This is a genomic window from Streptomyces sp. NPDC003077 (assembly GCF_040611095.1).
In the GTDB taxonomy this organism is placed as follows: Bacteria; Actinomycetota; Actinomycetes; order Streptomycetales; family Streptomycetaceae; genus Streptomyces.
Genome location: NZ_JBEXNM010000007.1, coordinates 37,210 through 61,607, shown reverse-complemented (window position 1 = coordinate 61,607; position 24,398 = coordinate 37,210). Strand labels below are relative to the sequence as shown.

The window sequence follows — 24,398 nt, the reverse complement described above, 5'->3', positions numbered from 1 at the left end:
GACGAGGCAGTTTCCCCGTGACCACGATCACTTCCGGCACCGGCGACCGCGCCCGAGGGCGGGCCTCGCTTCGCCCCGGGCCCGTTCCGCCCGGTACGCTCACGGCCGTGTCACAAGCTGATCCCTCTCCCCACGCCCAGAAGGACGCCCCCGGTACGTACCCGGGAGCGCCCCGCCCCGAGCAGGTCACCGCCACCCCCCTGGCGGACCTCGCGCGGCGGCTGGGCACCCCGGCCCCGGCGGACGCCGACGTCCCGGTCACCGGCATCACCCACGACTCGCGGGCGGTGCGTCCGGGCGACCTGTACGCGGCGCTGCCCGGCGCCCGCTTCCACGGCGCCGACTTCGCAGCCCAGGCCGCCCGCCTGGGCGCCGCCGCGGTCCTGACCGACGCCGCCGGGCACGACCGGGCGGCGGCGACCGGGCTGCCCGTCCTGGTCGTGGACGACCCGCGCGCCAGGATGGGCGCGCTCGCGGCGGGCATCTACGGAGAGCCCGGCGAGGGCCTGCTGCGGATCGGGATCACCGGCACGTCCGGCAAGACCACCACCGCCTACCTGATGGAGGGCGGGCTGCGCGCGGCGGCCGGTGCCACCGGCGGCCTCACGGGCCTCATCGGCACCGTCGAGACCCGGATCGGCGACGAGCGCCTGAAGTCGGAGCGCACCACCCCCGAAGCCACGGACCTGCAGGCGCTGTTCGCCGTCATGCGCGAGCGCGGCGTCACCTCGCTGGCCATGGAGGTCTCCAGCCACGCGCTGGTCCTGGGCCGGGTGGACGGCTGCGTCTTCGATGTCGCCGTCTTCAACAACCTCAGCCCGGAGCACATGGAGTTCCACTCCGGGATGGAGGACTACTTCCAGGCCAAGGCCCAGCTGTTCACCAAGGCCCGCAGCCGCGCCGGCGTGGTCAACCTCGACGACGAGTACGGCAGGCGGCTGGCCGCGGGGGAGTCCGAGGTGCCGGTCACCACGTTCTCCGCCGAGGGCCACCCGGACGCCGACTGGCGCGCCGTGGACGTCCAGGTGGGCGCGCTCGGCTCGACGTTCACCGTCCTGGGGCCCCAGGGGCGGTCCGTGCGGGCCGCCGCGCCCATCCCCGGGCCGTTCAACGTCGCGAACGCGCTCGCCGCCATCACGGCGCTGGTCGTCGCCGGGATCGACCCGCAGACCGCCGCCGACGGCGTCGCGGCCGTCCCGGGCGTGCCCGGCCGCCTGGAGCGGGTGGACGCCGGCCAGCCGTACCTGGCCGTGGTGGACTACGCCCACAAGACCGACGCCGTCGAATCGGTCCTGCGCGCCCTGCGCAAGGTCACCGAGGGACGGCTGCACGCCGTGCTCGGCTGCGGTGGCGACCGCGACGCGCAAAAGCGCGCCCCCATGGGGGCCGCGGTGGCCCGCCTCGCCGACACGGCCGTCCTGACCTCCGACAACCCCCGTTCCGAGGACCCCCTCGCGATCCTCGCCACCATGCTCGCGGGCGCCGCGGAGGTGCCCGCCCACGAACGCGGCACCGTCCTGGTCCTGGAGGACCGGGCCGCCGCGATCGCCGCCGCCGTCGCCCGCGCCGAGCCCGGTGACACCGTGCTCGTCGCCGGAAAGGGCCACGAGCAGGGCCAGGACATCGCCGGAGTGGTCCGCCCCTTCGACGACCGTCAGGTGCTGCGCGAGGCCGTCGAGGCTTCGGTGGCGCCGCAGAAACAGCCGAACCACCAGGGATGACACACCGCCATGCGCGCACAACCCTTCCACCGGTTCCTGACGCCCACGGCCGGGGGTGACCTGTGATCTCCCTGTCCCTCTCCGAGATCGCGGGCATCGTCGGCGGGCAGCAGCACGACATACCGGACCCCGACGCCCGGGTCACCGGCCCGGTCGTCATCGACTCCCGTGAGGTGACCCCCGGCAGCCTCTTCGCCGCCTTCGCCGGCGAGCGCGTGGACGGCCACGACTTCGCCCGCCGCGCCGTGGAGAGCGGCGCCGCGGCCGTCCTGGCCACCCGCCCCGTCGGCGTGCCCGCGATCGTCGTGGACGACGTCGTGGCCGCGCTCGGCGCGCTGGCCCGCGCCGTCGTCGAGCGGCTGGGCACCACCGTCGTCGGGCTCACCGGCTCGGCCGGAAAGACCAGCACCAAGGACCTGATCGGCCAGCTCCTGTCCCGCCTGGGCCCCACCGTGTGCCCGGCCGGGAACCTCAACAACGAGATCGGCCTGCCCGTCACCGCGCTGCGCGCCGACAGCACGACCGAGCACCTCGTCCTGGAGATGGGTGCCCGCGGCGTCGGCCACATCCGCTACCTCGCCGAACTGACGCCGCCGCGCATCGGCCTGGTCCTGAACGTCGGCAGCGCGCACATCGGCGAGTTCGGCGGCCGGGAGCAGATCGCCCAGGCCAAGGGCGAGCTGGTCGAGGCGCTGCCCGCGGCCGATCAGGGTGGCGTGGCGATCCTCAACGCCGACGACCCGTACGTCCGCGCGATGGCGCCCCGCACGCGGGCCCGTACGATCTTCTTCGGCGAGTCCCCGGACGCCGAGGTGCGCGCCGAGAACGTCCGCCTCACCGACCAGGGACAGCCGGCGTTCACGCTGCACACACCCTCCGGGTGCGGCGAGGTGACCATGCGGCTGTACGGTGAGCACCACGTGTCGAACGCGCTCGCCGCGTCCGCCGTCGCCCATGTGCTCGGCATGCCCGCAGACGAGATCGCCACCGCGCTCTCCGAAGCCGGCACGCTCTCGCGGTGGCGGATGGAGGTCACCGAGCGCGCGGACGGCGTGACGGTCGTCAACGACGCCTACAACGCGAACCCCGAATCCATGCGAGCCGCGCTGCGCGCGCTGGCCGCCATGGGCCGGGCCTCCCAGGCACGCGGGGGTCGTACGTGGGCGGTGCTCGGCGAGATGGCCGAGCTGGGCGGGGAGTCACTCGCCGAACACGACGCGGTCGGACGCCTGGTCGTCCGGCTCAACGTCAGCAAGCTCGTGGCGGTCGGCGGCGCGGAAGCGGCGTGGCTCGACATGGGTGCCAAGAACGAGGGTTCGTGGGGTGAGGAGTCGGTGCACGTGTCCGACACGCGGGCGGCGATCGACCTGCTGCGCAACGAATTGCGGCCGGGTGACGTCGTGCTGGTCAAGGCGTCCAGGTCGGCCGGCCTGGAACGGGTCGCCGCGGCATTGCTGGACGGCGAGGGTGCCATGAGTGCCGAGGGCGGGGCCGCCACCCGATGAACTCGATGAAGCAGATCCTCTTCTCCGGAATGATCGGGCTCTTCCTGACCCTGATCGGTACCCCGGTGCTGATCAAGCTGCTGGCCCGCAAGGGCTACGGCCAGTACATCCGTGACGACGGCCCGCGCGACCACCACAGCAAGCGCGGTACGCCCACCATGGGTGGCATCGCCTTCATCCTGGCCACGATCATCGCGTACGCGCTGACCAAGGTCATCACGAGCAGCGACCCCACCTTCTCGGGTGTGCTGGTGCTGTTCCTGATGGCGGGCATGGGCCTGGTGGGCTTCCTCGACGACTACATCAAGATCGTCAAGCAGCGTTCGCTCGGTCTGCGGGCCAAGGCGAAGATGGCCGGCCAGCTCATCGTCGGCATCGCCTTCGCGGTGCTCTCGCTCCAGTTCGCCGACCAGCGTGGGCAGACCCCGGCCTCCGACCGGCTGTCCTTCACCCAGGACTTCGGCTGGCAGATCGGCCCCGTGATCTTCGTGATCTGGGCGCTGTTCATGATCCTGGCGATGTCCAACGGCGTGAACCTCACCGACGGCCTCGACGGCCTGGCCACCGGCGCCTCGGTGATGGTCTTCGGCGCGTACACCTTCATCGGCATCTGGCAGCACCAGGAGTCCTGCGGCAACGCGCTCACCGCCGGGCCCGGCTGCTACGAGGTCCGCGACCCGCTCGACCTCGCGGTGGTGGCCTCCGCCCTGATGGGCGCCTGCTTCGGCTTCCTGTGGTGGAACACCTCGCCCGCCAAGATCTTCATGGGCGACACCGGCTCGCTGGCCCTGGGCGGCGCGCTCGCCGGCCTGGCGATCTGCTCCCGCACCGAGCTCCTGCTGGCCGTCCTGGGCGGTCTGTTCGTCCTCATCACCATGTCCGTGGTGATCCAGGTCGGATCGTTCCGGCTCACCGGCAAGCGGGTCTTCCGGATGGCGCCACTCCAGCATCACTTCGAACTGAAAGGCTGGAGCGAAGTCCTGGTGGTGGTCAGATTCTGGATCATCCAGGGCATGTGCGTGATCGTCGGCCTCGGCATCTTCTACGGCGGATGGCAGGCGGCCAAGTGACCACGGCACCCTTCGAGGACTTCGCCGGCCTGCGCGTGACCGTCGCCGGCCTCGGCGTGAGCGGCGTCCCCGCCGCCCGCGCCCTGGCCGGCCTCGGCGCCGCCGTCACCGTCGTCAACGGCAGCGACGGCGAGCGGCAGCGCGCCGAGGCCGCCCCCCTGGAGGAACTGGGCGTCACCGTCCGCCTCGGCGACGGCGACACCCTCCCCGAGGGCACCGAACTGGTCGTCACCACCCCCGGCTGGAAGCCCACCAGCCCGCTCTTCCTGGCGGCCGAGGCCGCCGGCGTCCCCGTGTGGGGCGACGTGGAGCTGGCCTGGCGGCTGCGCGGCCCGGACGCCCCGCCCTGGCTCGCGGTCACCGGCACCAACGGCAAGACCACGACGGTGCGGATGCTCGCCGCCATCCTGGAGGCCGAGGGGCTGCGCACCGCCGCCGTCGGCAACATCGGGGTGCCGCTGGTGGACGTGGTGCTCTCCGACGAGCCGTACGACGTGCTGGCCGTCGAGCTCTCCAGCTACCAGCTGCACTGGGCGCCCTCCGTGCGCGCGCACTCCGCCGCGGTGCTCAACCTCGCGCCGGACCACCTGGACTGGCACGGCTCCATGGAGGCGTACGCCGCCGACAAGGGCCGCATCTACGAGGGCAACACCATCGCCTGCGTCTACAACACGGCCGACCCGGCGACCGAGAACCTGGTCCGCGCGGCCGATGTCGAGGAGGGCTGCCGGGCGATCGGCTTCACCCTCGGCACCCCGGGCCCCTCCCAGTTGGGCGTCGTCGAGGGCATCCTCGTCGACCGCGCCTTCGTGCCGAACCGGCAGCAGCAGGCCCAGGAGCTGGCGGAGGTCGCCGACATCACCCCGGCCGCGCCACACAACGTCGCCAACGCCCTCGCGGCGGCGGCGCTGGCGCGCGCCTACGGCGTCCAGCCCCGCTCCGTGCGGGAGGGCCTGCGCGCCTTCCGGCCCGACGCGCACCGCATCGCGCACGTCGCCGAGCACGACGGCGTCACCTACATCGACGACTCCAAGGCCACCAACACCCACGCCGCCGAGGCGTCGCTGGCGGCCTACGAGCACATCGTGTGGATCGCCGGCGGCCTCGCCAAGGGCGCGACCTTCGACGAGCTGGTCGCCAAGGCCGCGCCGCGGCTGCGCGGCGCGGTCCTCATGGGCGCCGACCGCGCGCTGATCCGCGACGCCCTGGCGCGACACGCCCCGGATGTGCCGGTGGTCGACCTCGGCCGGACCGACACTGGGGCGATGTCCGAGGCGGTCCGGGAGGCGTCGCGGCTGGCGAAGCCGGGCGACACGGTCCTGTTGGCGCCCGCCTGCGCCTCGATGGACATGTTCGTCAACTACAACAAGAGGGGCGAGGCCTTCGCCGAGGCGGTCCGCGAGCTGACCGCGCGGTAGGTCCGTACGTCCCCGTCGCCGTCGCGGACGTACGGCGCAGTCCACCCGGGAGGGGACGAGAATGACGGCCCGATCGGCGAAGGCGGCGCCGCGCCCCGCCCCCGCACCACGTGGCCCCCGCTCCGGCGGGGGCCCGCTGCGGCTGTACGCCCGCGCGAAGCGCGCCTGGGACCGGCCGCTGATGGCCTATTACCTGATCCTCGGCGGCAGTCTGCTGATCACACTGCTGGGTCTGGTGATGGTCTACTCGGCGTCCCAGATCCAGGCGCTGCGCTACGGGCTCGCGCCGAGCTTCTTCTTCCGCAAGCAGTTGCTGGCCGCGGTCATCGGCGGGGTCCTGCTGGTGGTCGCCGGGCGGCTGTCGGTCCGGCTGCACCGGATGCTGGCGTACCCGCTGCTGGCGGTCTCCGTCTTCTTCATGTGCCTGGTGCAGGTCCCCGGCATAGGGGTCGAGATCAACGGCAACCAGAACTGGATCAACCTGGGCGGCCCCTTCCAGTTGCAGCCCAGCGAGTTCGGCAAGCTGGCGCTGGTGATGTGGGGCGCCGACCTGCTGGCCCGCAAGCAGGACAAGAAGCTGCTCGGCCAGTGGAAGCACCTCCTGGTCCCGCTGATCCCGGTGGCGTTCCTGCTGCTCGGCCTGATCATGCTGGGCGGCGACATGGGCACCGCCATCATCCTCACCGCGATCCTGTTCGGGCTGCTGTGGCTGGCGGGCGCTCCGACGCGGCTGTTCGCGGGCGTCCTGGCCGCCGCGACCGTCATAGGAGTGCTGCTCATCAAGACCAGCGCCAACCGGATGTCCCGGCTCGGCTGCGTGCTGCCCACCGACACCGGGCCGGGGGACGCGTGCTGGCAGGCCCTCCACGGCATCTACGCGCTGGCCTCCGGCGGCCTCTTCGGTTCGGGGCTCGGCGCGAGTGTGGAAAAATGGGGCGAACTGCCCGAACCGCACACCGACTTCATCTTCGCCATCACCGGGGAGGAACTGGGACTGGCGGGGACGCTGTCGGTGCTCGCCCTCTTCGCCGCTCTAGGCTATGCGGGTATCCGCGTGGCCGGACGCACGGAGGACCCCTTCGTGAGATACGCCGCGGGAGGGGTCACCACCTGGATCATGGCGCAGGCCGTGGTCAACATCGGTGCGGTGCTCGGACTGCTGCCGATCGCCGGGGTCCCGCTCCCGCTGTTCTCCTACGGGGGCTCCGCCCTGCTGCCGACCATGTTCGCCATCGGTCTGCTGATCGCCTTCGCGCGAGACGAGCCCGCTGCACGGGCGGCACTGGCCATGCGGCAGTCTGTTTTCGGCAGGAAGCTCGGCTTCGGCCGGAAGCGGGCTGGGGTGAGACGGAAGACGATGAGACGGCGCGTCAAGAAGCGACCGTCCGGAGAGCGGTGAATTTCGGTGCATGTCGTACTCGCCGGTGGGGGGACCGCCGGCCACATCGAGCCCGCGCTCGCCCTCGCGGACGCCCTGCGCAGGCAGGACCCGACCGTGGGGATCACGGCACTCGGCACGGAGCGCGGACTGGAGACCCGCCTCGTACCCGAGCGGGGCTACGAACTCGGCCTGATCCCGGCCGTGCCACTGCCGCGCAAGCCCACCCCCGAGCTGATCACCGTCCCCGGGCGGCTGCGCGGCACCATCAAGGCGGCCGAGCAGATCCTGGAGCGCACCAAGGCGGACTGCGTGGTCGGGTTCGGCGGTTACGTGGCGCTGCCCGGCTACCTGGCGGCCAAGCGGCGCGGCGTCCCGATCATCGTCCACGAGGCCAACGCGCGCCCCGGCCTGGCCAACAAGATCGGCTCGCGGTACGCCAAGTACGTCGCCGTCAGCACGCCCGACAGCAAGCTGCGCGGCGCCCGCTACGTCGGCATCCCGCTGCGCCGCTCCATCGCCACCCTGGACCGCGCGGCCGTCCGCCCCGAGGCGCGCGCCGCCTTCGGCCTGGACCCGAACCTGCCGACGCTGCTGGTCTCCGGCGGCTCGCAGGGCGCCCGCCGCCTGAACGAGGTCATCCAGGCCAGCGTCCCCGCGCTCCAGCGCTCCGGCATTCAGGTGCTGCACGCGGTCGGCCCCAAGAACGAGATGCCGCGCGTCGACAACATGCCCGGGATGCCGCCCTATGTCCCGGTACCGTACGTGGACCGGATGGACCTCGCGTACGCCGCGGCGGACATGATGCTCTGCCGCGCGGGCGCGATGACCGTCGCCGAACTCTCCGCCGTCGGGCTGCCCGCCGCGTACGTCCCGCTGCCCATCGGCAACGGCGAGCAGCGGCTGAACGCCCAGCCGGTGGTCAACGCCGGCGGCGGCCTGCTCGTCGACGACGCCCAGCTCACCCCGGAATGGGTGCAGGGCAACGTCCTGCCGGTGCTCGCCGACGCCCACCGTCTTTACGAGATGTCCCGCGCGGCTTCCGAATTCGGGCGCCGGGATGCGGATGATTTGTTGGTGGGGATGGTGTACGAGGCGGTTTCGGCGTATCGGAACGGGTAATACCGGGCATAGCACCCTTCAAATTGAGGGGTGCTATGTAGCACCCGCGAAATTTCGTGGGTGCTACCTGGAAGGAGTGGGAGCGTGGCCGGACCGACGACCGCCCGACGCGGCGGACGGAAGACGAACGCGTCCCGTTCGTCGGACGCGTCGCGCGCGTCCGGCTCGCGCTCCCCGCGCCGGCCTCCAGGCAAGCGGCCCCCCGGCAAGCGGCGCCCGGCCGCCCTCCGGGATCGGCTGCCCCGGCGCCGCACGATGATCGCCGTCGCGGTGCTGGTCGCGGTCGCGGCCGGGTTCGGCGGCTGGGCGCTGTACGGCTCTTCCTGGTTGCGCGTCACCCGCGTCACGGCCTCCGGGACGCGGGTTCTGACGGACGATGAGGTCGTCAAGGCCGCGGCGGTGCCGATGGACACGCCCTTGGTGTCCGTGGACACCGAAGCGGTCGCCGCCCGGGTGCGGGCCGCGCTGCCGCGCGTCAAAACCGTGGACATCGTCCGCTCCTGGCCGCACGGAATCGGTCTGAAAGTGACCGAAAGAACGCCGGAAGTCGTGGAACGAACGGGTGACGGATTTGTCCAAGTGGACGACGAAGGGGTTCGTTTCGCGACGGTTTCCGCCGCACCCCAAGGCGTCCCGCTGCTCGTGATGGACGCTGACGAATCTCCGAGTTTGCGCCGTTTTGGTATTGCCCGGCTGCGCCGCGAGGCGGCCGGGGTGATCGCGGCGCTTCCGGAGAGAATGCACCGGGATGTCCGGGCGGTCCGGGTGCGCTCGTACGATTCCCTCACGCTGGAACTGACGGGGGATCGGACGGTGGCGTGGGGCAGCGGCGAACAAGGTGAGGCCAAGGCCCGGGTGTTCGCCGCGCTGCTGAAAGCGGCACGCGGGGCGCGGCACTTCGACGTCAGTGTGCCCAGCGCCCCCGCCGCCTCGCGCAGTTGACGTTCTCCGTCGCAGGCCAGCACCCTGGATGGCTACCACTACGGGTGATCACATAGGGTGAAAAGAAAAACGGGAGGTTCGGCGTGTTCGTTGAACGCGCGCGGCTTGTCGACTTAGTGTCTCGTTCCAAAGAACCCAAGGAACACAGATACAGGTAACCCTAAAGTTCAACGTTAGGGTTCGGGTCGGCGAACACGGACCGTCCCAATCGGCATCAGTCGGCGCCCTCACAAAAGGTGAGGCGGCGACACGTAACTCGAGGCGAGAGGCCTTCGACGTGGCAGCACCGCAGAACTACCTCGCAGTCATCAAGGTCGTCGGCATCGGCGGCGGTGGCGTGAACGCCATCAACCGGATGATCGAGGTCGGGCTCAAGGGCGTCGAGTTCATCGCGATCAACACCGACGCGCAGGCGTTGCTGATGAGCGACGCCGACGTCAAGCTCGACGTCGGCCGCGAGATGACGCGCGGACTCGGCGCCGGCGCGAACCCGGACGTCGGCCGCAAGGCGGCCGAGGACCACCGCGAGGAGATCGAGGAGGTCCTCAAGGGCGCCGACATGGTCTTCGTGACCGCGGGCGAGGGCGGCGGCACCGGCACCGGTGGCGCCCCCGTCGTGGCCAACATCGCCCGCTCGCTGGGCGCCCTGACGATCGGTGTGGTCACCCGTCCGTTCACCTTCGAGGGCCGTCGGCGCGCCAACCAGGCGGAGGACGGCATCGCCAGCCTCCGCGAAGAGGTCGACACCCTCATCGTCATCCCCAACGACCGTCTGCTGTCCATCTCGGACCGCCAGGTGAGCGTGCTGGACGCCTTCAAGTCCGCGGACCAGGTCCTGCTCTCCGGTGTCCAGGGCATCACCGACCTGATCACCACCCCCGGCCTGATCAACCTCGACTTCGCCGACGTCAAGTCCGTGATGTCCGAGGCGGGCTCGGCCCTGATGGGCATCGGCTCCGCCCGCGGCGACGACCGCGCGGTGGCCGCCGCGGAGATGGCGATCTCCTCGCCGCTCCTAGAGGCGTCCATCGACGGCGCCCGCGGTGTGCTGCTGTCCATCTCCGGCGGCTCCGACCTCGGTCTCTTCGAGATCAACGAGGCCGCGCAGCTCGTCAGCGAGGCCGCGCACCCGGAGGCCAACATCATCTTCGGCGCGGTCATCGACGACGCGCTGGGCGACGAGGTCCGGGTGACCGTCATCGCCGCCGGGTTCGACGGCGGCCAGCCGCCGGCCCGCCGGGACACCGTCCTGGGCTCCGGCTCGACCAAGCGCGACGAGCCCGCGCCGGCCCCGAGCCGCCCGGCCCCGGCCGCCGAGCCGCGCACCCCCTCCTACGGGGGCCTGGGCGCGCTGCCCGTGCGCGACGAGGAGCCGGTCCAGGCCGAGAAGTCGTCGCTGGGCGAGGTCCCGCCGCCCCCGGCCTCCTCCCCGCAGGTTCCGCCGGCCCGGCCGTCGTACGCGGACACCACGGCGGAGGAGCTGGACGTCCCCGACTTCCTGAAGTAGCCGACGTCCCGGTGATAGCGCAGCAGCACAGGGTGCTGACGAAGGACACGAGCGGCGCGCACTTCGCCTTCACCGACCGGTGGGGCGGGGTGAGCGCCGCTCCGTATGCGGAGCTGAACCTCGGCGGCGCGGTTGGCGACGACCCCGGCGCCGTGCGGACCAACCGCGAGCGGGCCGCCGCCGCGCTGGGCCTGGACCCGGCCGCGGTGGTCTGGATGAACCAGGTCCACGGCCGGGACGTGGCCGTGGTGGACGGGCCGTGGGGCGAGCGCCCCGCGCCGCGCGTGGACGCGGTGGTGACGGCCCGTCGGGGACTGGCGCTGGCGGTGCTGACCGCCGACTGCACTCCGGTGCTGCTGGCCGACCCGGTCGCCGGGGTCGCGGGCGCGGCCCACGCGGGGCGGCCGGGGCTGGTGGCCGGGGTGGTCCCGGCGATGGCCGAGGCCATGCTGGAACTGGGCGCCGAGCCCGGGCGGATCGTCGCCCACACCGGTCCCGCGGTCTGCGGGCGCTGTTACGAGGTGCCCGAGGCGATGCGCGACGAGGTCGCCGCGGTGGTGCCCGAGGCCTGGTCGACGACGAGCTGGGGCACCCCGGCGGTGGACATGGCCGCGGGGATTAGGGCCCAACTGGCCCCTTTCGGGGTGGAAATCCGTGAGCATTCCCACATCTGCACGCGGGAGTCCGCGGACCACTTCTCCTATCGGCGCGACCGCACGACGGGGCGGCTCGCGAGCTACGTATGGCTGGACGGCTGAGCTGTGACGGACCGCAGAACCCAATTGGCGGACAACCTGGCCGCGGTGGAGAACCGTATCTCCGCCGCCTGCGCCAAGGTCGGCCGCGACCGCGACGAGGTGACCCTGATCGTGGTCACCAAGACCTACCCCGCGAGTGACGTTCGCCTGCTCGCGGAGCTGGGGGTCCGTCACGTCGCCGAGAACCGCGACCAGGACGCGGCGCCGAAGGCCGCGGCATGTACGGATCTGCCCCTTACCTGGCACTTCGTCGGACAGCTTCAGACGAACAAGGTCCGCAGCGTGACCGGTTACGCCGATATCGTGCAGTCGGTCGACCGGACCAAGCTGGTCTCCGCGCTGTCGAAGGAGGCCGTGCGGGCCGGCCGCGAGCTGGGCTGCCTGATCCAGGTGGCTTTTGACGCCGAGTCGGGCGAGCGGGGGGAGCGTGGCGGGGTGGCTCCGGACGGGGTGCCGGCGCTGGCGGAGGCGATCGCCGGGGCCGAAGGGCTGCGGGTGGCCGGTCTCATGACGGTGGCTCCGCTGGCGGGTCCGTACGCGGGCCGCCAACTGGCCGCGTTCGAGCGTCTGATGGAAATCTCGGCAAGCCTGCGCGCGGACCATCCGACTGCGAACATGGTCTCGGCGGGCATGAGCGGGGACCTCGAAGAGGCGGTGATGGCCGGTGCGACACATGTACGCGTCGGTACGGCGGTACTCGGCGTACGACCCCGGCTCGGGTAACGTCACCAAGCAAGTCGGACCACAGCACAAAATATGGTCATTACCGCCAATAGGTGGGCAGACCGAGTGGATTCAGGGCCCCCGGTGACGGACCCGATCCACCACAGAGCGGAGGACGCAGAGAATGGCCGGCGCGATGCGCAAGATGGCGGTCTACCTCGGCCTCGTGGAGGACGATGGGTACGACGGCCGGGGATTCGACCCCGACGACGAGTTCGAGCCCGAGCTCGACCCGGAGCCCGACCGGAACCGGCGGCAGCAGCATCCCGCACCGACGGAGCAGCACGTGGAACGGGACGAACCGGTCAGGGTCGTGCCGCCGCCGGCGCAGCGTGAAGCCACTCCCTTGGCGTCAGAAAACGGACGTCCCGCACGAATTGCCCCCGTGGCGTCCATCACACCCGACCGTCCGAATCTGGAGAAGAACGCACCGGTGATCATGCCCAAGGTTGTGTCCGAGCGGGAGCCGTACCGCATCACCACGCTGCACCCGCGGACGTACAACGAAGCCCGTACCATCGGGGAACACTTCCGCGAGGGCACTCCGGTGATCATGAATCTCACGGAGATGGACGACACGGACGCGAAGCGACTTGTCGACTTTGCGGCCGGTTTGGTCTTCGGTCTGCACGGAAGTATTGAACGGGTGACACAGAAGGTGTTCCTGTTGTCGCCTGCTAACGTCGATGTCACGGCGGAGGACAAGGCCCGGATCGCAGAGGGCGGGTTCTTCAACCAGAGCTGAGACGCAACACCGGGCACACCAGGGCCGCGAGGCCGACACGAGGCAAGGGGAGAGGGAAACGCGAGATGGGCATCGCTGGTCAGGTGATCTACATCGCGTTGTACTGCTTCCTGATCGTGTTGATCTTCCGACTGGTGATGGACTACGTGTTCCAGTTCGCCCGTTCATGGCAACCAGGCAAGCCAATGGTGGTCGTTCTGGAGGCCACCTACACTGTCACCGATCCGCCACTCAAGCTTCTGCGGCGGGTCATTCCGCCGCTGCGTCTCGGGGGCGTGGCGCTCGACCTGTCCTTCTTCGTATTGATGATCATCGTCTACATCCTGATTACCGTCGTGAGGACGGTGTTCGGGGTGTGAACGATACGGTCTTGCCGATTGCCGACGACTACGTTGAGGTGAAGTAGAGATGCCGTTGACCCCCGAGGACGTGCGGAACAAACAGTTCACGACCGTCCGCCTCCGAGAAGGCTATGACGAGGACGAGGTCGATGCCTTCCTCGACGAGGTCGAAGCCGAACTGACCCGCCTGCTGCGCGAGAACGAGGACCTGCGCGCGAAGCTGGCCGCGGCCACCCGCGCCGCCGCGCAGAACCAGCAGCAGCAGAACATGCGCAAGCAGCAGCAGGAGGCGCAGGGCCCGGACCAGCGTGCCGGGGCTCCCGTGCCCGCCGCCATATCCGGACCGCAGCCGGTGCCCCCGCAGCAGCAGCTGGGCGGTCCTCCCCAGCTGCCCGGTGGGGCGCCGCAGCTGCCGGCCGGGCCCGGCGGACACGGACCGCAGGGTCCGCACGGTCCCGGCCCGATGGGCCCCGGTGGCCCGCTGGGCGGCCCCATGGGCGGCCCGGGTGGTCCGCAGCAGCAGCTCCCGCCGGCCCCCCAGGCGCCGGGTGGGGACAGCGCCGCGCGCGTGCTGTCGCTGGCTCAGCAGACCGCGGACCAGGCGATCGCGGAGGCCCGTTCCGAGGCCAACAAGATCGTCGGCGAGGCGCGCAGCCGCGCCGAGGGCCTGGAGCGCGACGCCCGCGCCAAGGCCGACGCGCTGGAGCGGGACGCGCAGGAGAAGCACCGCGTCGCGATGGGCTCGCTGGAGTCGGCCCGCGCCACGCTGGAGCGCAAGGTCGAGGACCTGCGCGGCTTCGAGCGCGAGTACCGCACCCGCCTGAAGTCCTACCTGGAGAGCCAGCTGCGCCAGCTGGAGAACCAGGCGGACGACTCGCTCGCCCCGCCGCGGACGCCGTCGGCTCCGTCGCTGCCGCCGTCCCCGTCGATGGCCTCGGCCAGCGCCGGGTCCATGGGTGGCAACCACAGCATGGGCGGGGGTCAGTCGATGGGCGGCCACGGCGGCCCGGGCAGCGGCGGTCCGTCCTACGGCGGTCAGCAGCAGATGTCGCCCGCGATGACGCAGCCGATGGCACCGGTCCGGCCGCAGGGCCAGCAGCCGATGCAGCAGGCGCCGTCGCCGATGCGCGGGTTCCTCATCGACGAGGACGACAACTGACGCCCGGCCGCAGGGCGTAGAAGTCGGTGATCAGGGCCGGGCCCCGAGGATTTTCCTCGGGGCCCGGCCCTTTTCCGGTTTCTTGACCGTGTTCGGCCCGTTCCTTTTGGCGGGGCCGGTCAACCGTTGGTGTCTCCGCCTGTGTTCCGCGCGTCATCGACCGGTCCTTTCCGGGGAATGCGGGGCGGTCGTACGAGTTTCCGCGCGGGAACAGGATCAGCACGCGATACGGAAATCCTCACCGAGCGATATGTCCCGGCCATGGTGGTGAATTCCGGTGCGGAAACGGGGGAATCGCAGCGGTGTGACGAATGGGCCGGACGGGGAATGCGGCGGGGAAAAGGGACGCATGCCGCCACGGGACGGATGGTCGGACGAATCCGGTGATGTGGCGAATCCGGGTATGGGGTCGTCAGGCGGTGCGGTGGGATGGGCCGGTGGTGCGGGAGGCCGGAATGCGGCATTCCGATGCGGCAATCGCGGAGGGGGACGAGAACGGAATCCCCGAGTGCCTCGGATATGTCCCGGGCTTGGGAAAACGCCGACGGCGGCCGTGCCCCCGAAGGGACACGGCCGCCGTCAACGCGTCCGTCATGCCGGGTTCGTCACCGTCCCCGGCGGCTCCTGAGAGCCGCTCACGCCCCGGTCTTGCGGAGGCGGAAGGTCAGGCCCAGGCCCTCGTCGGTGAAGGGCTCGCCGTAGGTGCCGTCGGCCTCACCGGTGGCGAAGTCGGTGGCGAGCACCTCGTCGGCGATGAGGGCGGAGTGCTCGGACAGCGCCGTGCGGACCTCCTCGTCCGTGCTCGCCCAGCGCAGCGCGATGCGGTCGGCGACGTCCAGGCCGCTGTTCTTGCGGGCCTCCTGGATGAGCCGGATCGCGTCGCGGGCCAGGCCTGCCCGGCGCAGCTCCGGGGTGATCTCCAGGTCGAGGGCGACGGTCGCGCCCGCGTCGGAGGCCACCGACCAGCCCTCGCGCGGGGTTTCGGTGATGATGACCTCGTCCGGGGCGAGGGTGACGGTCTCGCCGTCCACCTCGACGGTGGCGGTGCCCTCGCGCAGGGCGAGCGACAGCGCCGCGGCGTCGGCCTCGGCCACCGCCTTGGCGACGGCCTGCACGCCCTTGCCGAACCGCTTGCCCAGCGCCCGGAAGTTGGCCTTGGCCGTGGTGTCGACCAGGGAACCGCCCACCTCGGAGAGCGAGGCCAGCGCGGAGACGTTGAGCTCCTCGGCGATCTGCGCGCGCAGCGCCTCGGTCAGCTCCTCGAACCCGGCCGCCGCCACCAGCGCGCGGGACAGCGGCTGACGGGTCTTCACGCCGGACTCGGCGCGGGTGGCGCGGCCCAGCTCGACCAGCCGGCGCACCAGCGTCATCTGCCGGGACAGCGCCGGGTCGATCAGCTCCCGGTCGGCGACCGGCCACGTCGACAGGTGCACGGAGTCCGGCGCGTCCGGGGTGACCGGCACGACCAGGTCCTGCCAGACCCGCTCGGTGATGAACGGGGTCAGCGGCGCCATCAGGCGGGTGACCGTCTCGACCGTCTCGTGGAGGGTGCGCAGCGCCGCCGCGTCGCCCTGCCAGAAGCGGCGGCGGGAGCGGCGCACGTACCAGTTGGACAGGTCGTCGACGAAGGCGGACAGCAGCTTGCCGGCGCGCTGGGTGTCGAAGGACTCCAGCGCCTCGGTGACCTGCTCGACCAGGGTGTTCAGCTCGCCCAGCAGCCAGCGGTCCAGGATCGGGCGGTCGGCCGGGGCCGGGTCCGCCGCGCTCGGCGCCCAGCCGGAGGTGCGCGCGTACAGGGCCTGGAAGGCGACGGTGTTCCAGTAGGTGAGCAGCGTCTTGCGCACCACCTCCTGGATCGTGCCGTGGCCGACCCGGCGGGCGGCCCACGGCGAGCCGCCGGCCGCCATGAACCAGCGGACCGCGTCGGCGCCGTGCTCGTCCATCAGCGGGATCGGCTGGAGGATGTTCCCCAGGTGCTTGGACATCTTCCGACCGTCTTCGGCCAGGATGTGACCGAGGCAGACCACGTTCTCGTAGCTCGACTTGTCGAAGACGAGCGTGCCGACGGCCATCAGGGTGTAGAACCAGCCGCGCGTCTGGTCGATGGCCTCGCAGATGAACTGCGCCGGGTACCGCTTCTCGAACAGTTCCTTGTTCTTGTACGGGTAGCCCCACTGCGCGAACGGCATCGAGCCGGAGTCGTACCAGGCGTCGATCACCTCGGGCACGCGGGTGGCGGTGTCCTGGCAGGTCGGGCAGGGGAAGGTGACGTCGTCGATGTACGGGCGGTGCGGGTCCAGCCCGGACTGGTCGGTGCCGGTCAGCTCGGTCAGCTCGGCGAGCGAGCCGACGCAGGTGAGGTGGCCCTCCTCGCAGCGCCAGATGGGCAGCGGGGTGCCCCAGTAGCGGTTGCGGGACAGCGCCCAGTCGATGTTGTTGTTCAGCCAGTCGCCGAAGCGGCCGTGCTTGACCGAGTCGGGGTACCAGTTGGTGCCCTCGTTCTCGCGCAGCAGGGCGTCCTTGACGGCGGTGGTGCGGATGTACCAGGACGGCTGGGCGTAGTACAGGAGCGCGGTGTGGCAGCGCCAGCAGTGCGGGTAGCTGTGCTCGTACGCGACGTGCTTGAACAGCAGGCCGCGCGCCTGGAGGTCGGCGACCAGCGCCTCGTCGGCCTTCTTGAAGAACTGGCCGCCCACCAGGCGCAGCTCCTCGGCGAACGTGCCGTCCGGGCGGACCGGGTTGATCACCGGCAGGTCGTACGCCTTGCAGGTCTTGAGGTCGTCCTCACCGAAGGCGGGCGCCTGGTGGACCAGGCCCGTACCGTCGTCGGTGGTGACGTACTCGGCGTTGACGACGAAGTTGGCGCCCTCCAGCTCCACCAGGTCGAACGGGCGCCGATAGGCCCAGCGCTCCATCTCGCGGCCGGTGAAGGTCTGCCCGGTGGCCGTCCAGCCCTCGCCGAGCGCCTTCTCCAGCAGCGGCTCGGCGACGACCAGCCGCTCGGTGCCGTCGGTGGCCACGACGTAGGTGACGTCGGGGTGCGCGGCGACGGCGGTGTTGGAGACCAGCGTCCACGGGGTGGTCGTCCACACCAGCAGCGCGGCCTCGCCGGCCAGCGGGCCGGAGGTCAGCGGCAGGCGGACGAAGACCGAGGGGTCCACGACCGTCTCGTAGCCCTGGGCCAGCTCGTGGTCCGAGAGGCCCGTGCCGCAACGGGGGCACCAGGGGGCGACGCGGTGGTCCTGGACGAGGAGGCCCTTGTCGAAGATCTCCTTCAGCGACCACCAGACCGACTGGATGTAGTCGGGGTCCATGGTCCGGTACGGGGAGTCCATGTCCGTCCAGTAGCCCATGCGGGTGGTGAGCTCGGCGAACGCGTCGGTGTGGCGGGTCACCGACTCCCGGCACTTGGCGTTGAACTCGGCGATGCCGTACGCCTCGATGTCCTTCTTGCCGTTGAAGCCGAGTTCCTTCTCCACGGCCAGCTCGACGGGGAGGCCGTGGCAGTCCCAGCCGGCCTTGCGGCCGACGTGGTAGCCCTGCATCGTGCGGAACCGGGGGAAGACGTCCTTGAAGACGCGCGCCTCGATGTGGTGGGCGCCGGGCATCCCGTTCGCGGTCGGCGGGCCCTCGTAGAAGACCCACTCCGGGCGGCCCTCGGACTGCTGGAGCGTACGGGCGAAGATCTTCTGCTCGGCCCAGAAGTCGAGCACGGCGTGCTCCAGGGCGGGCAGGTCGACCTGGGCGGGCACCTGGCGGTACTGCGGTTGCGTCATCGGGGTTTCCTCCGGCGGACACCACTTGCTTCTCCGACCGGAGGGACGAGAGCGCTGCTCCCGCGGTACCACCCTCCTTGGCGGTGAAGTCCTCCACCGCCCCCTCATTGGGGTCGCGCTGCCGGTTCTACTCGCCCCGCGGGCTTTCTTCCGGCGGCTCCGGGCTGATCTTCACATCGCGCACACCCCCGGGCTCGCACCGTCCCCGGGTCGCTCATGGCTGCGTACGACGCTACTCGTCCCATCCACGCCTTTCGCTGCGGCCAGTGTACGGCGCGATGACGACCAAGGCCGACCGGAATTCCGGCCTGCGCCGACTGGTGTACGAACCGCCGGGTCCGTGACCCGAATGGCGATACGCCGGACACGGCGCCCGGGCGGACCGGCGGCGGGGGCGCGGCGCCGCGGGACCGTACCTGGTGGGCCGCCGGATTACCGGGCGGAGGGCGGGGCACAACGGATGCAGACCCCGGGTCCCCGGTGGGTGGACCGGCCGGGAAAGGGAGGTGCGTCCCGTTGCCGTGTGCCTTGGGGCGTTTTATCGTTCCGGTCACGATTCGCGAGCATGATCACATACGTGAAGGGGTCGCGGCCATGGTGGCGAAGAAGTCCGCCGCGGAGCGGAGCACGACGCCGGGGAAGAAGCCCGCGGCGAAGCAGACCGCGGGGGACGAGGCAGCCGGGAAGGGCGCCGCGGGCAAGCGGGCCGCGGCCCGGCCGGCGGAGCCCGACGGGGCCGCGGTGGAACGGGCCGCGCCGGGGCAGGCCGAACTCGACGCGGCGGCCGGGCAGACGGCGGCAGCCGCGCCGGCGCCGGCGAAAAAGGCGGTACCGGCCGAAGGGGCGGTGCCCGCGAACAGGACGGGAGCCAAGACGGTGGTGGCGAAGGAGACACAGGGCGGGACGCCGGCCGCCGCGCCCGAGGAGCGCGACGGGCCGGACCGCGCGGACGAGCACGGCGCGGCCGGGACGCCCGCGGGGGGCGGTGCCGGGAGCGACGGCGGTCCGGCGTCCGGAGGCCGTTCGGACCGGGCGGCGGCGGACGAGCTCGCCGTACGGCCCGGCGAGGACCCCTGGACCCCCGAAGAGGTCGCCGAGGCCCGCACCGGACTGGAGGACGAGGTCCGGCGCCTGCGGGAGGAGATCGCGGCGGCCGAGGACGCGCTCGCCCGCCTCATGCAGGACTCCAGCGACGTCGCCGGCGACGACGAGGCGGACACCGGCACCAAGAACATCACGCGTGAGCACGAGATGTCGCTTGCGGCCAACGCCCGCGAGATGCTCCTTCAGACCGAACGGGCGCTGGAGCGGCTGGACGCGGGCACGTACGGCCTGTGCGAGAACTGCGGCAAGCCGATCGGGAAGGCGCGGATGCAGGCGTTCCCGCGGGCGACGCTGTGCGTGGAGTGCAAACAGAAGCAGGAACGGCGGGGGTGAGGGCGGCGGTGCCGATGTGTTGCGGGCTCGCCCCTATCGGGCCGTCCGGCCCGCACCGATGGGTGATGGCCCGGCACAATCAAGCCCGTCCGGCGATTGAGGACAACGCCCCCGGCGTTCACCGGTACCGAAGATCACCCACCGCCCGCCCATGAGCCCGTACCCGCGCTCGCCGGGGTGTCCTCAAACGCCGGACGGGCTGGGGGTGGCCGGTCCCGGTCCCGAAGCATGGGTGTGGTCGGCTGCGGCCTGTCGTGGCTGCTGCCACTGCGTCCTCAAGCGCCGGACGGGCTGGATTTTGTGGTCGGACGGGCTGGAAGGGGCGGGTCCGGCCCCCGGAGCATGGGGGTGGGCTGCGGCTCGTGGCGGCTCCTGTCACTGTGTCCTCAAGCGCCGGACGGGCTGGAATTTGTGGTCGGGCGGGCTGGAATTCGTGGCCGGACGGGCTGGATTTCGTGGCCGGGCGGGCTGAAAGTGGCGGGCCCGACCCCCGGGCACCCTCAGCGCACCGCCGCCTCGGGGGCAGCCGCGGCGCTGCCGGGCGCGCGGCCCGGCGATCCGGTGGCGTCGGGACCCGGAGCCGGAGCGTCCGTACGCGTGTGCCGTACCCTCGTCCTCAGCCGGGCGCGGGCTGGCGCGCGGACACGACGGGCTGAGGGACGCACACAGTGGCAGAGGCGGAACGCATCACCGGTACGCCGGAGACCGGACCGGCGGCGCGGCCGGAACCGGAGACACCTTCCGGCGAGGGGACCGCGCCGGAGACCGGTGCGGACCGGACGGCGGAGCAGGCGCAGAACGCGGACGAGGGCGCGCCCAAGCGCAAGGGCAAGCGGCGGATCGTCGCGCTGCTGCTGGTGGCCGCGTTCGTCTACCTGCTGGACCTGGGCAGCAAGCTGCTGGTGGTCGCCAAGCTGGAGCACCACGAGCCGATCGAGATCATCGGGACGCTGCTGCGGCTGAACGTGATCCGCAACCAGGGCGCGGCGTTCGGTTTCGGCGAGGCGCTGACCGTCTTCCTGACACTGATCGCGGCGGCGGTGATCATTGTGATCGCGCGGATCGCCCGCAAGCTCTACAGCCTGCCGTGGGCCATCGCGCTCGGGCTGCTGCTGGGCGGCGCCTGCGGCAACCTCACCGACCGGATCTTCCGCGCGCCCGGCGTCTTCGAGGGCGCGGTCGTCGACTTCATCGCCCCCGCCCACTTCGCGGTCTTCAACCTGGCCGACTCCGGGATCGTCTGCGGCGGCATCCTGATCGTGTTCCTGTCCTTCCGGGGACTGGACCCGGACGGCACCATCCACCGGGACTGAGGCCGCGGCCCGGCCCCGGCCGTCGACCGACCGGTCCCTCGACGGGGACGTTCGCCCAGGTGGGCCCGTGCGCGAGCGCGCGGGCCGGCGGGACGCCCCGTGAGCCCCCGGCCGCCCCGCGAGGGGCTGTCGGTACCGACTGACATACTCGTAAAGGTGAGCACCATTCCCGAAATCCGCACCCTGCCCGTACCGGACGGCCTGGAGGGCGAGCGCGTCGACGCCGCGCTGGCCCGGATGTTCGGCTTCTCTCGTACGAAGGCGGCCGAGCTGGCCGCCGCCGGCAAGGTCCGGGTCGACGGGGCCGAGGTCATGAAGTCCGAGCGGGTGCGGGGCGGCGCCTGGCTGGAGGTCGAGATGCCGCGGTCGGCGCCGGCCGTGGAGATCGTCGCCGAGCCCGTGGAGGGCATGGAGATCGTCCATGACGACGACGACATCGTGGTGATCGTCAAGCCGGTCGGCGTCGCCGCGCACCCCAGCCCCGGCTGGACCGGCACCACCGTCATCGGCGGCCTGGCCGCGGCCGGGTACCGCATCTCCACCTCCGGCGCCGCCGAGCGCCAGGGCATCGTCCACCGCCTGGACGTGGGCACCTCCGGCCTGATGGTGGTGGCCAAGTCCGAGCGCGCGTACACGCTGCTCAAGCAGCAGTTCCGGGAGCGCACGGTCGACAAGCGCTACCACGCCCTCGTCCAGGGCCACCCGGACCCGATGAGCGGCACCATCGACGCCCCCATCGGACGGCACCCGCAGCACGACTACAAGTGGGCGGTGACGGCCGACGGCAAGCCCTCCGTCACGCACTACGACCTCATCGAGGCGTTCCGCGCGGCCAGCCTGCTGGACATCAAGCTGGAGACCGGCCGCACGCACCAGATCCGGGTCCACATGTCCGCCCACCGCCACCCCTGCGTCGGCGACCTGACCTACGGCGCCGACCCCACGCTGGCCAAGCGGCTGCGCATCACCCGCCAGTGGCTGCACGCGGTCCGTCTGGGCTTCGAGCACCCGGCGGACGGGCGCTGGGTGGAGTTCGAGAGCGCGTACCCGGACGACCTCCAGGGCGCGCTGAACGAGGTCCGGGCCATGAGCGCGTGACCGGGTACGAGAGCGTCGCCGAGCGGGAGGTGAGCACGCAGGACGCCCGCCCCGCCATACGGGTCGTCGCCGACGGTGACCTCGCGGGCTGCTTCGCCGTCCGCCGCGAGGTCTTCGTCGCCGAGCAGGGCGTGCCCGAAGAGGTCGAGATGGACGCGTACGACGCCCGCGCCGTCCACCTTCTGGCGTCCGCCGCCGACGGGCGCCCGCTCGGCACGGCGCGCATCCTGCACGGCCCGGTCGCCCACGAGAAGTACGCGGTGGACGGGGACACCGCCGTTCTCGGGCGGCTCGCGGTGGGCAAGGCCGCGCGGGGCACCGGCCTGGGCGCGCTGCTGGTCCGCGCCGTGGAGGACGAGGCGCGGCGGCTCGGCCTGACCTCGGTCTACCTGGAGGCGCAGACGCACGCGCTGGGCTTCTACGAGCGGCTGGGGTACGCGGCGTACGGCCCGGAGTTCGACGAGGGCAGCGGCATTCCGCATCGGGCGATGCGGCGGAGTCTGGGCTGACGGGGGCGTTGGGCTGACGGGGGCGCGGCGGGGGAGCCCGGGCTGACGCGGACCGACCGGGGGACGCGGGGCAGGGGCATGCCACACGCAGGAGTGCGTGAGGGGCACGCCACATGCCGGAGTGCGTGTTCGGTTCGGATCGGCTCGATGATCGTTTGAGGCGATGTGATCACCTCCATGGCACGCTTGGTGTCGGAAGTTGATCGATCCGACCCCGGAGCGCATTCGCCGTGGACCAGCTGGCCTTGTTGTTCGTCCTCCTGCTAGGGGCCGTGGTCATGGTCCCGCTCGGCGACCGGCTGGGCTTCCCGGCGCCGGTGCTGATGACGCTCGCGGGGGCCGTGCTCGCCCTGCTCCCGTTCGTCCCGAACGTGGACATCCCGCCCGAGTACATCCTCCCGCTGGTGCTGCCGCCGCTGCTCTACGCGGCCGTGCAGCGCACGTCCTGGAGGCAGTTCACGGCCAACGTCCGGCCCATCCTGCTGCTCGCGGTCGGGCTGGTGCTCGCCACCATCGCGGCCGTCGCGGCGGTGACGCAGGCGGTCATCCCGGGGTTGCCGCTGGCCCCGGCCGTGGTGCTGGGCGCGCTGGTGGCGCCGCCGGACCCGGTAGCCGCCACCGCCGTCGCGGGCAAGCTCGGCCTGCCCCGACGGCTGGTCTCCATCCTGGAGGGCGAGGGGCTGTTCAACGACGTCACCGCGATCGTCGTGTACCACGTGGCGCTGGCCGCGGCCCTGAGCGGCTCCTTCTCGGCTCCCTCGGCGGTCGGCGCGCTGGTCCTGTCGGCGGTGGTCGCGATAGCGGTCGGGCTGGTCCTGGGCTGGGCCGCCAACAAGCTGATGAGCCGTCTCGGGGACCCGACGCTGCAGATCGGGCTGACGCTGCTGGTGCCCTTCGTCGCCTACGTCCTCGCCGAGGAGTTCGAGGGATCGGGCGTGCTGGCGGTGCTCACCACGGCGCTGTTCCTGGCCGAGTTCGCGGTGGACGCCGACAACGTCATGGGGCGGCTGGCAGGGAACACGTTCTGGGAGATCGTCGACACCCTCGTCACCGGCGTCGCCTTCGGGCTCATCGGCCTGGAACTCCACAACGTCGTCGGCACGGCCTCCGGCCACTGGGGCGAGCTGCTGGCGGCGGGCGGCGCGGTCGTCGGGGCCGTGGTCGTCCTGCGGCTGCTGTGGCTGCTGCCGGCCGCCTGGCTGGCGAAACGGATGCACCGGCGCCGCGACGTGGACGAGGATGTGCCCGCGACCTGGCGCGAGACGATCATCATGTGGTGGTCGGGGATGCGCGGCGTGGCGTCGGTGGCCCTGGCCCTGGCGATCCCGTACACCGTCGACAGCGGCGAGGGGTTCCCGGCCCGCGACGAACTGCTGTTCATCGCCTTCACCGTGGTCCTCGGGACGCTCGTCATCCAGGGGCTCTCCCTGCCGTGGCTGGTGCGCCGGCTGAAGGTCCGGGCGGACACCGACGCCGAGGACGCCATGGAACGCGAGCTGGCGGGCCGGGTGGTCAAGGCGGCCAAACGGCGGCTGCGGGAGATCCTGGAGGTCGAGGACCTGCCCGAGGAGGTCCGCGACCAGCTCTCCCGCAGGGCCTACGACATCGGCGCCCGGATCTCGCCGGACATCGTGGAGGACGACCGCCGGGAGAGCTTCGAGAAGCGGGTCGCGCGCGCCAAGAAGGTGCAGCGCATCCAGAGCGAGCTGCTCTCGGCGGCCCGCCACGAGGTGCTCGCGGCCCGCACCGAGCCGGGGGTCGATCCGGAGATCGTCGACCGGGTGCTGCGCCACCTGGACGTGCGCAGCCTGCGGGGGACGCCGTTGGCGTGAGTCCGTGGAGGACGCCGTTGGGGTGAGGGGGCTGCCGGGGCTCG

General features: G+C 71.7%; 19 protein-coding genes. 18 read left to right on the top strand and 1 reads right to left on the bottom strand.

Going from position 1 to position 24,398, the window contains the following annotated elements:
- Positions 1–17 precede the first annotated feature (17 nt).
- The 13 genes from ABZX96_RS07295 (at position 18) to ABZX96_RS07235 (ending at position 14,389) form a co-directional block, all read left to right on the top strand.
- The gene (locus ABZX96_RS07295) at positions 18–1,721 is read left to right on the top strand and encodes a UDP-N-acetylmuramoyl-L-alanyl-D-glutamate--2,6-diaminopimelate ligase (protein ID WP_355539288.1); all 1,704 of its coding nucleotides are present in this window, start codon (positions 18–20) and stop codon (positions 1,719–1,721) included.
- Positions 1,722–1,783: 62 nt separating this feature from the next.
- A complete protein-coding gene (gene murF, locus ABZX96_RS07290) occupies positions 1,784–3,226 on the top strand; it encodes a UDP-N-acetylmuramoyl-tripeptide--D-alanyl-D-alanine ligase (RefSeq protein WP_355539285.1) in 1,443 nt (480 codons plus the stop codon).
- A gap of 5 nt (positions 3,227–3,231) precedes the next feature.
- Entirely contained in the window at positions 3,232–4,296 is a 1,065-nt protein-coding gene (gene mraY, locus ABZX96_RS07285; RefSeq protein ID WP_355539282.1) for a phospho-N-acetylmuramoyl-pentapeptide-transferase, read from the top strand.
- A complete protein-coding gene (murD, locus tag ABZX96_RS07280; protein WP_355539279.1) occupies positions 4,278–5,714 on the top strand; it encodes a UDP-N-acetylmuramoyl-L-alanine--D-glutamate ligase in 1,437 nt (478 codons plus the stop codon). Before mraY ends, murD begins: the two co-directional genes overlap by 19 nt.
- A 61-nt stretch (positions 5,715–5,775) precedes the next feature.
- A complete protein-coding gene (gene ftsW, locus ABZX96_RS07275; RefSeq protein WP_355539276.1) occupies positions 5,776–7,113 on the top strand; it encodes a putative lipid II flippase FtsW in 1,338 nt (445 codons plus the stop codon).
- Between the two features lie 6 nt (positions 7,114–7,119).
- Entirely contained in the window at positions 7,120–8,214 is a 1,095-nt protein-coding gene (murG, locus tag ABZX96_RS07270) for an undecaprenyldiphospho-muramoylpentapeptide beta-N-acetylglucosaminyltransferase (protein ID WP_355539273.1), read from the top strand.
- 84 nt (positions 8,215–8,298) lie between these two features.
- Positions 8,299–9,156 (top strand): FtsQ-type POTRA domain-containing protein, encoded by an 858-nt coding sequence (locus tag ABZX96_RS07265; RefSeq protein WP_355539271.1) that lies wholly within the window; start codon positions 8,299–8,301, stop codon positions 9,154–9,156.
- 277 nt (positions 9,157–9,433) lie between these two features.
- The gene (gene ftsZ, locus ABZX96_RS07260; protein ID WP_355539268.1) at positions 9,434–10,663 is read left to right on the top strand and encodes a cell division protein FtsZ; all 1,230 of its coding nucleotides are present in this window, start codon (positions 9,434–9,436) and stop codon (positions 10,661–10,663) included.
- Positions 10,664–10,674: 11 nt separating this feature from the next.
- A complete protein-coding gene (gene pgeF / locus ABZX96_RS07255; protein WP_355539265.1) occupies positions 10,675–11,421 on the top strand; it encodes a peptidoglycan editing factor PgeF in 747 nt (248 codons plus the stop codon).
- A 3-nt stretch (positions 11,422–11,424) separates the two neighbouring features.
- Entirely contained in the window at positions 11,425–12,144 is a 720-nt protein-coding gene (locus ABZX96_RS07250; RefSeq protein ID WP_355539262.1) for a YggS family pyridoxal phosphate-dependent enzyme, read from the top strand.
- Between the two features lie 124 nt (positions 12,145–12,268).
- On the top strand, positions 12,269–12,889 hold the full coding sequence (sepF, locus tag ABZX96_RS07245; protein ID WP_355539259.1) for a cell division protein SepF: 621 nt from the start codon (positions 12,269–12,271) through the stop codon (positions 12,887–12,889).
- A 65-nt stretch (positions 12,890–12,954) separates the two neighbouring features.
- The gene (locus ABZX96_RS07240) at positions 12,955–13,248 is read left to right on the top strand and encodes a YggT family protein (protein WP_355539256.1); all 294 of its coding nucleotides are present in this window, start codon (positions 12,955–12,957) and stop codon (positions 13,246–13,248) included.
- A gap of 49 nt (positions 13,249–13,297) precedes the next feature.
- The gene (locus ABZX96_RS07235; RefSeq protein ID WP_355539253.1) at positions 13,298–14,389 is read left to right on the top strand and encodes a DivIVA domain-containing protein; all 1,092 of its coding nucleotides are present in this window, start codon (positions 13,298–13,300) and stop codon (positions 14,387–14,389) included.
- Between the two features lie 635 nt (positions 14,390–15,024).
- Here ABZX96_RS07235 and ileS read toward each other — a convergent pair.
- The gene (ileS, locus tag ABZX96_RS07230) at positions 15,025–18,165 is read right to left on the bottom strand and encodes an isoleucine--tRNA ligase (RefSeq protein WP_355539250.1); all 3,141 of its coding nucleotides are present in this window, start codon (positions 18,163–18,165) and stop codon (positions 15,025–15,027) included.
- Between the two features lie 594 nt (positions 18,166–18,759).
- On the opposite strand from ileS, the gene ABZX96_RS07225 reads away from it, so the two are divergent.
- The 5 genes from ABZX96_RS07225 to ABZX96_RS07205 all read left to right on the top strand — a co-directional run bounded on the left by ABZX96_RS07225 (position 18,760) and on the right by ABZX96_RS07205 (position 24,354).
- Positions 18,760–19,602, top strand: a complete 843-nt coding sequence (locus ABZX96_RS07225; protein WP_355539247.1) for a TraR/DksA C4-type zinc finger protein — start codon at positions 18,760–18,762, stop codon at positions 19,600–19,602.
- Positions 19,603–20,270: 668 nt separating this feature from the next.
- Positions 20,271–20,915 carry a signal peptidase II gene (lspA, locus tag ABZX96_RS07220; RefSeq protein ID WP_355539244.1) on the top strand — a complete coding sequence of 215 codons (645 nt, stop codon included), beginning with the start codon at positions 20,271–20,273 and terminating at the stop codon, positions 20,913–20,915.
- Between the two features lie 156 nt (positions 20,916–21,071).
- A complete protein-coding gene (locus tag ABZX96_RS07215) occupies positions 21,072–22,013 on the top strand; it encodes an RluA family pseudouridine synthase (RefSeq protein WP_355539241.1) in 942 nt (313 codons plus the stop codon).
- 56 nt (positions 22,014–22,069) lie between these two features.
- The gene (locus tag ABZX96_RS07210) at positions 22,070–22,522 is read left to right on the top strand and encodes a GNAT family N-acetyltransferase (protein ID WP_355539568.1); all 453 of its coding nucleotides are present in this window, start codon (positions 22,070–22,072) and stop codon (positions 22,520–22,522) included.
- Positions 22,523–22,752: 230 nt separating this feature from the next.
- Positions 22,753–24,354 (top strand): Na+/H+ antiporter, encoded by a 1,602-nt coding sequence (locus ABZX96_RS07205; RefSeq protein WP_355539238.1) that lies wholly within the window; start codon positions 22,753–22,755, stop codon positions 24,352–24,354.
- The last annotated feature ends 44 nt before the right edge of the window (positions 24,355–24,398 follow it).

Bases quoted from the DNA above. Each gene is read 5' to 3' on its own strand.
- mraY (WP_355539282.1), top strand. From the start codon at position 3,232: ATGAAGCAGATCCTCTTCTCCGGAATGATCGGGCTCTTCCTGACCCTG.
- murD (WP_355539279.1), top strand. From the start codon at position 4,278: ATGGCAGGCGGCCAAGTGACCACGGCACCCTTCGAGGACTTCGCCGGC.
- ftsW (WP_355539276.1), top strand. From the start codon at position 5,776: ATGACGGCCCGATCGGCGAAGGCGGCGCCGCGCCCCGCCCCCGCACCA.
- sepF (WP_355539259.1), top strand. From the start codon at position 12,269: ATGGCCGGCGCGATGCGCAAGATGGCGGTCTACCTCGGCCTCGTGGAG.
- ABZX96_RS07240 (WP_355539256.1), top strand. From the start codon at position 12,955: ATGGGCATCGCTGGTCAGGTGATCTACATCGCGTTGTACTGCTTCCTG.
- ABZX96_RS07235 (WP_355539253.1), top strand. From the start codon at position 13,298: ATGCCGTTGACCCCCGAGGACGTGCGGAACAAACAGTTCACGACCGTC.
- ileS (WP_355539250.1), bottom strand. From the start codon at position 18,165: ATGACGCAACCGCAGTACCGCCAGGTGCCCGCCCAGGTCGACCTGCCC.
- ABZX96_RS07225 (WP_355539247.1), top strand. From the start codon at position 18,760: ATGGTGGCGAAGAAGTCCGCCGCGGAGCGGAGCACGACGCCGGGGAAG.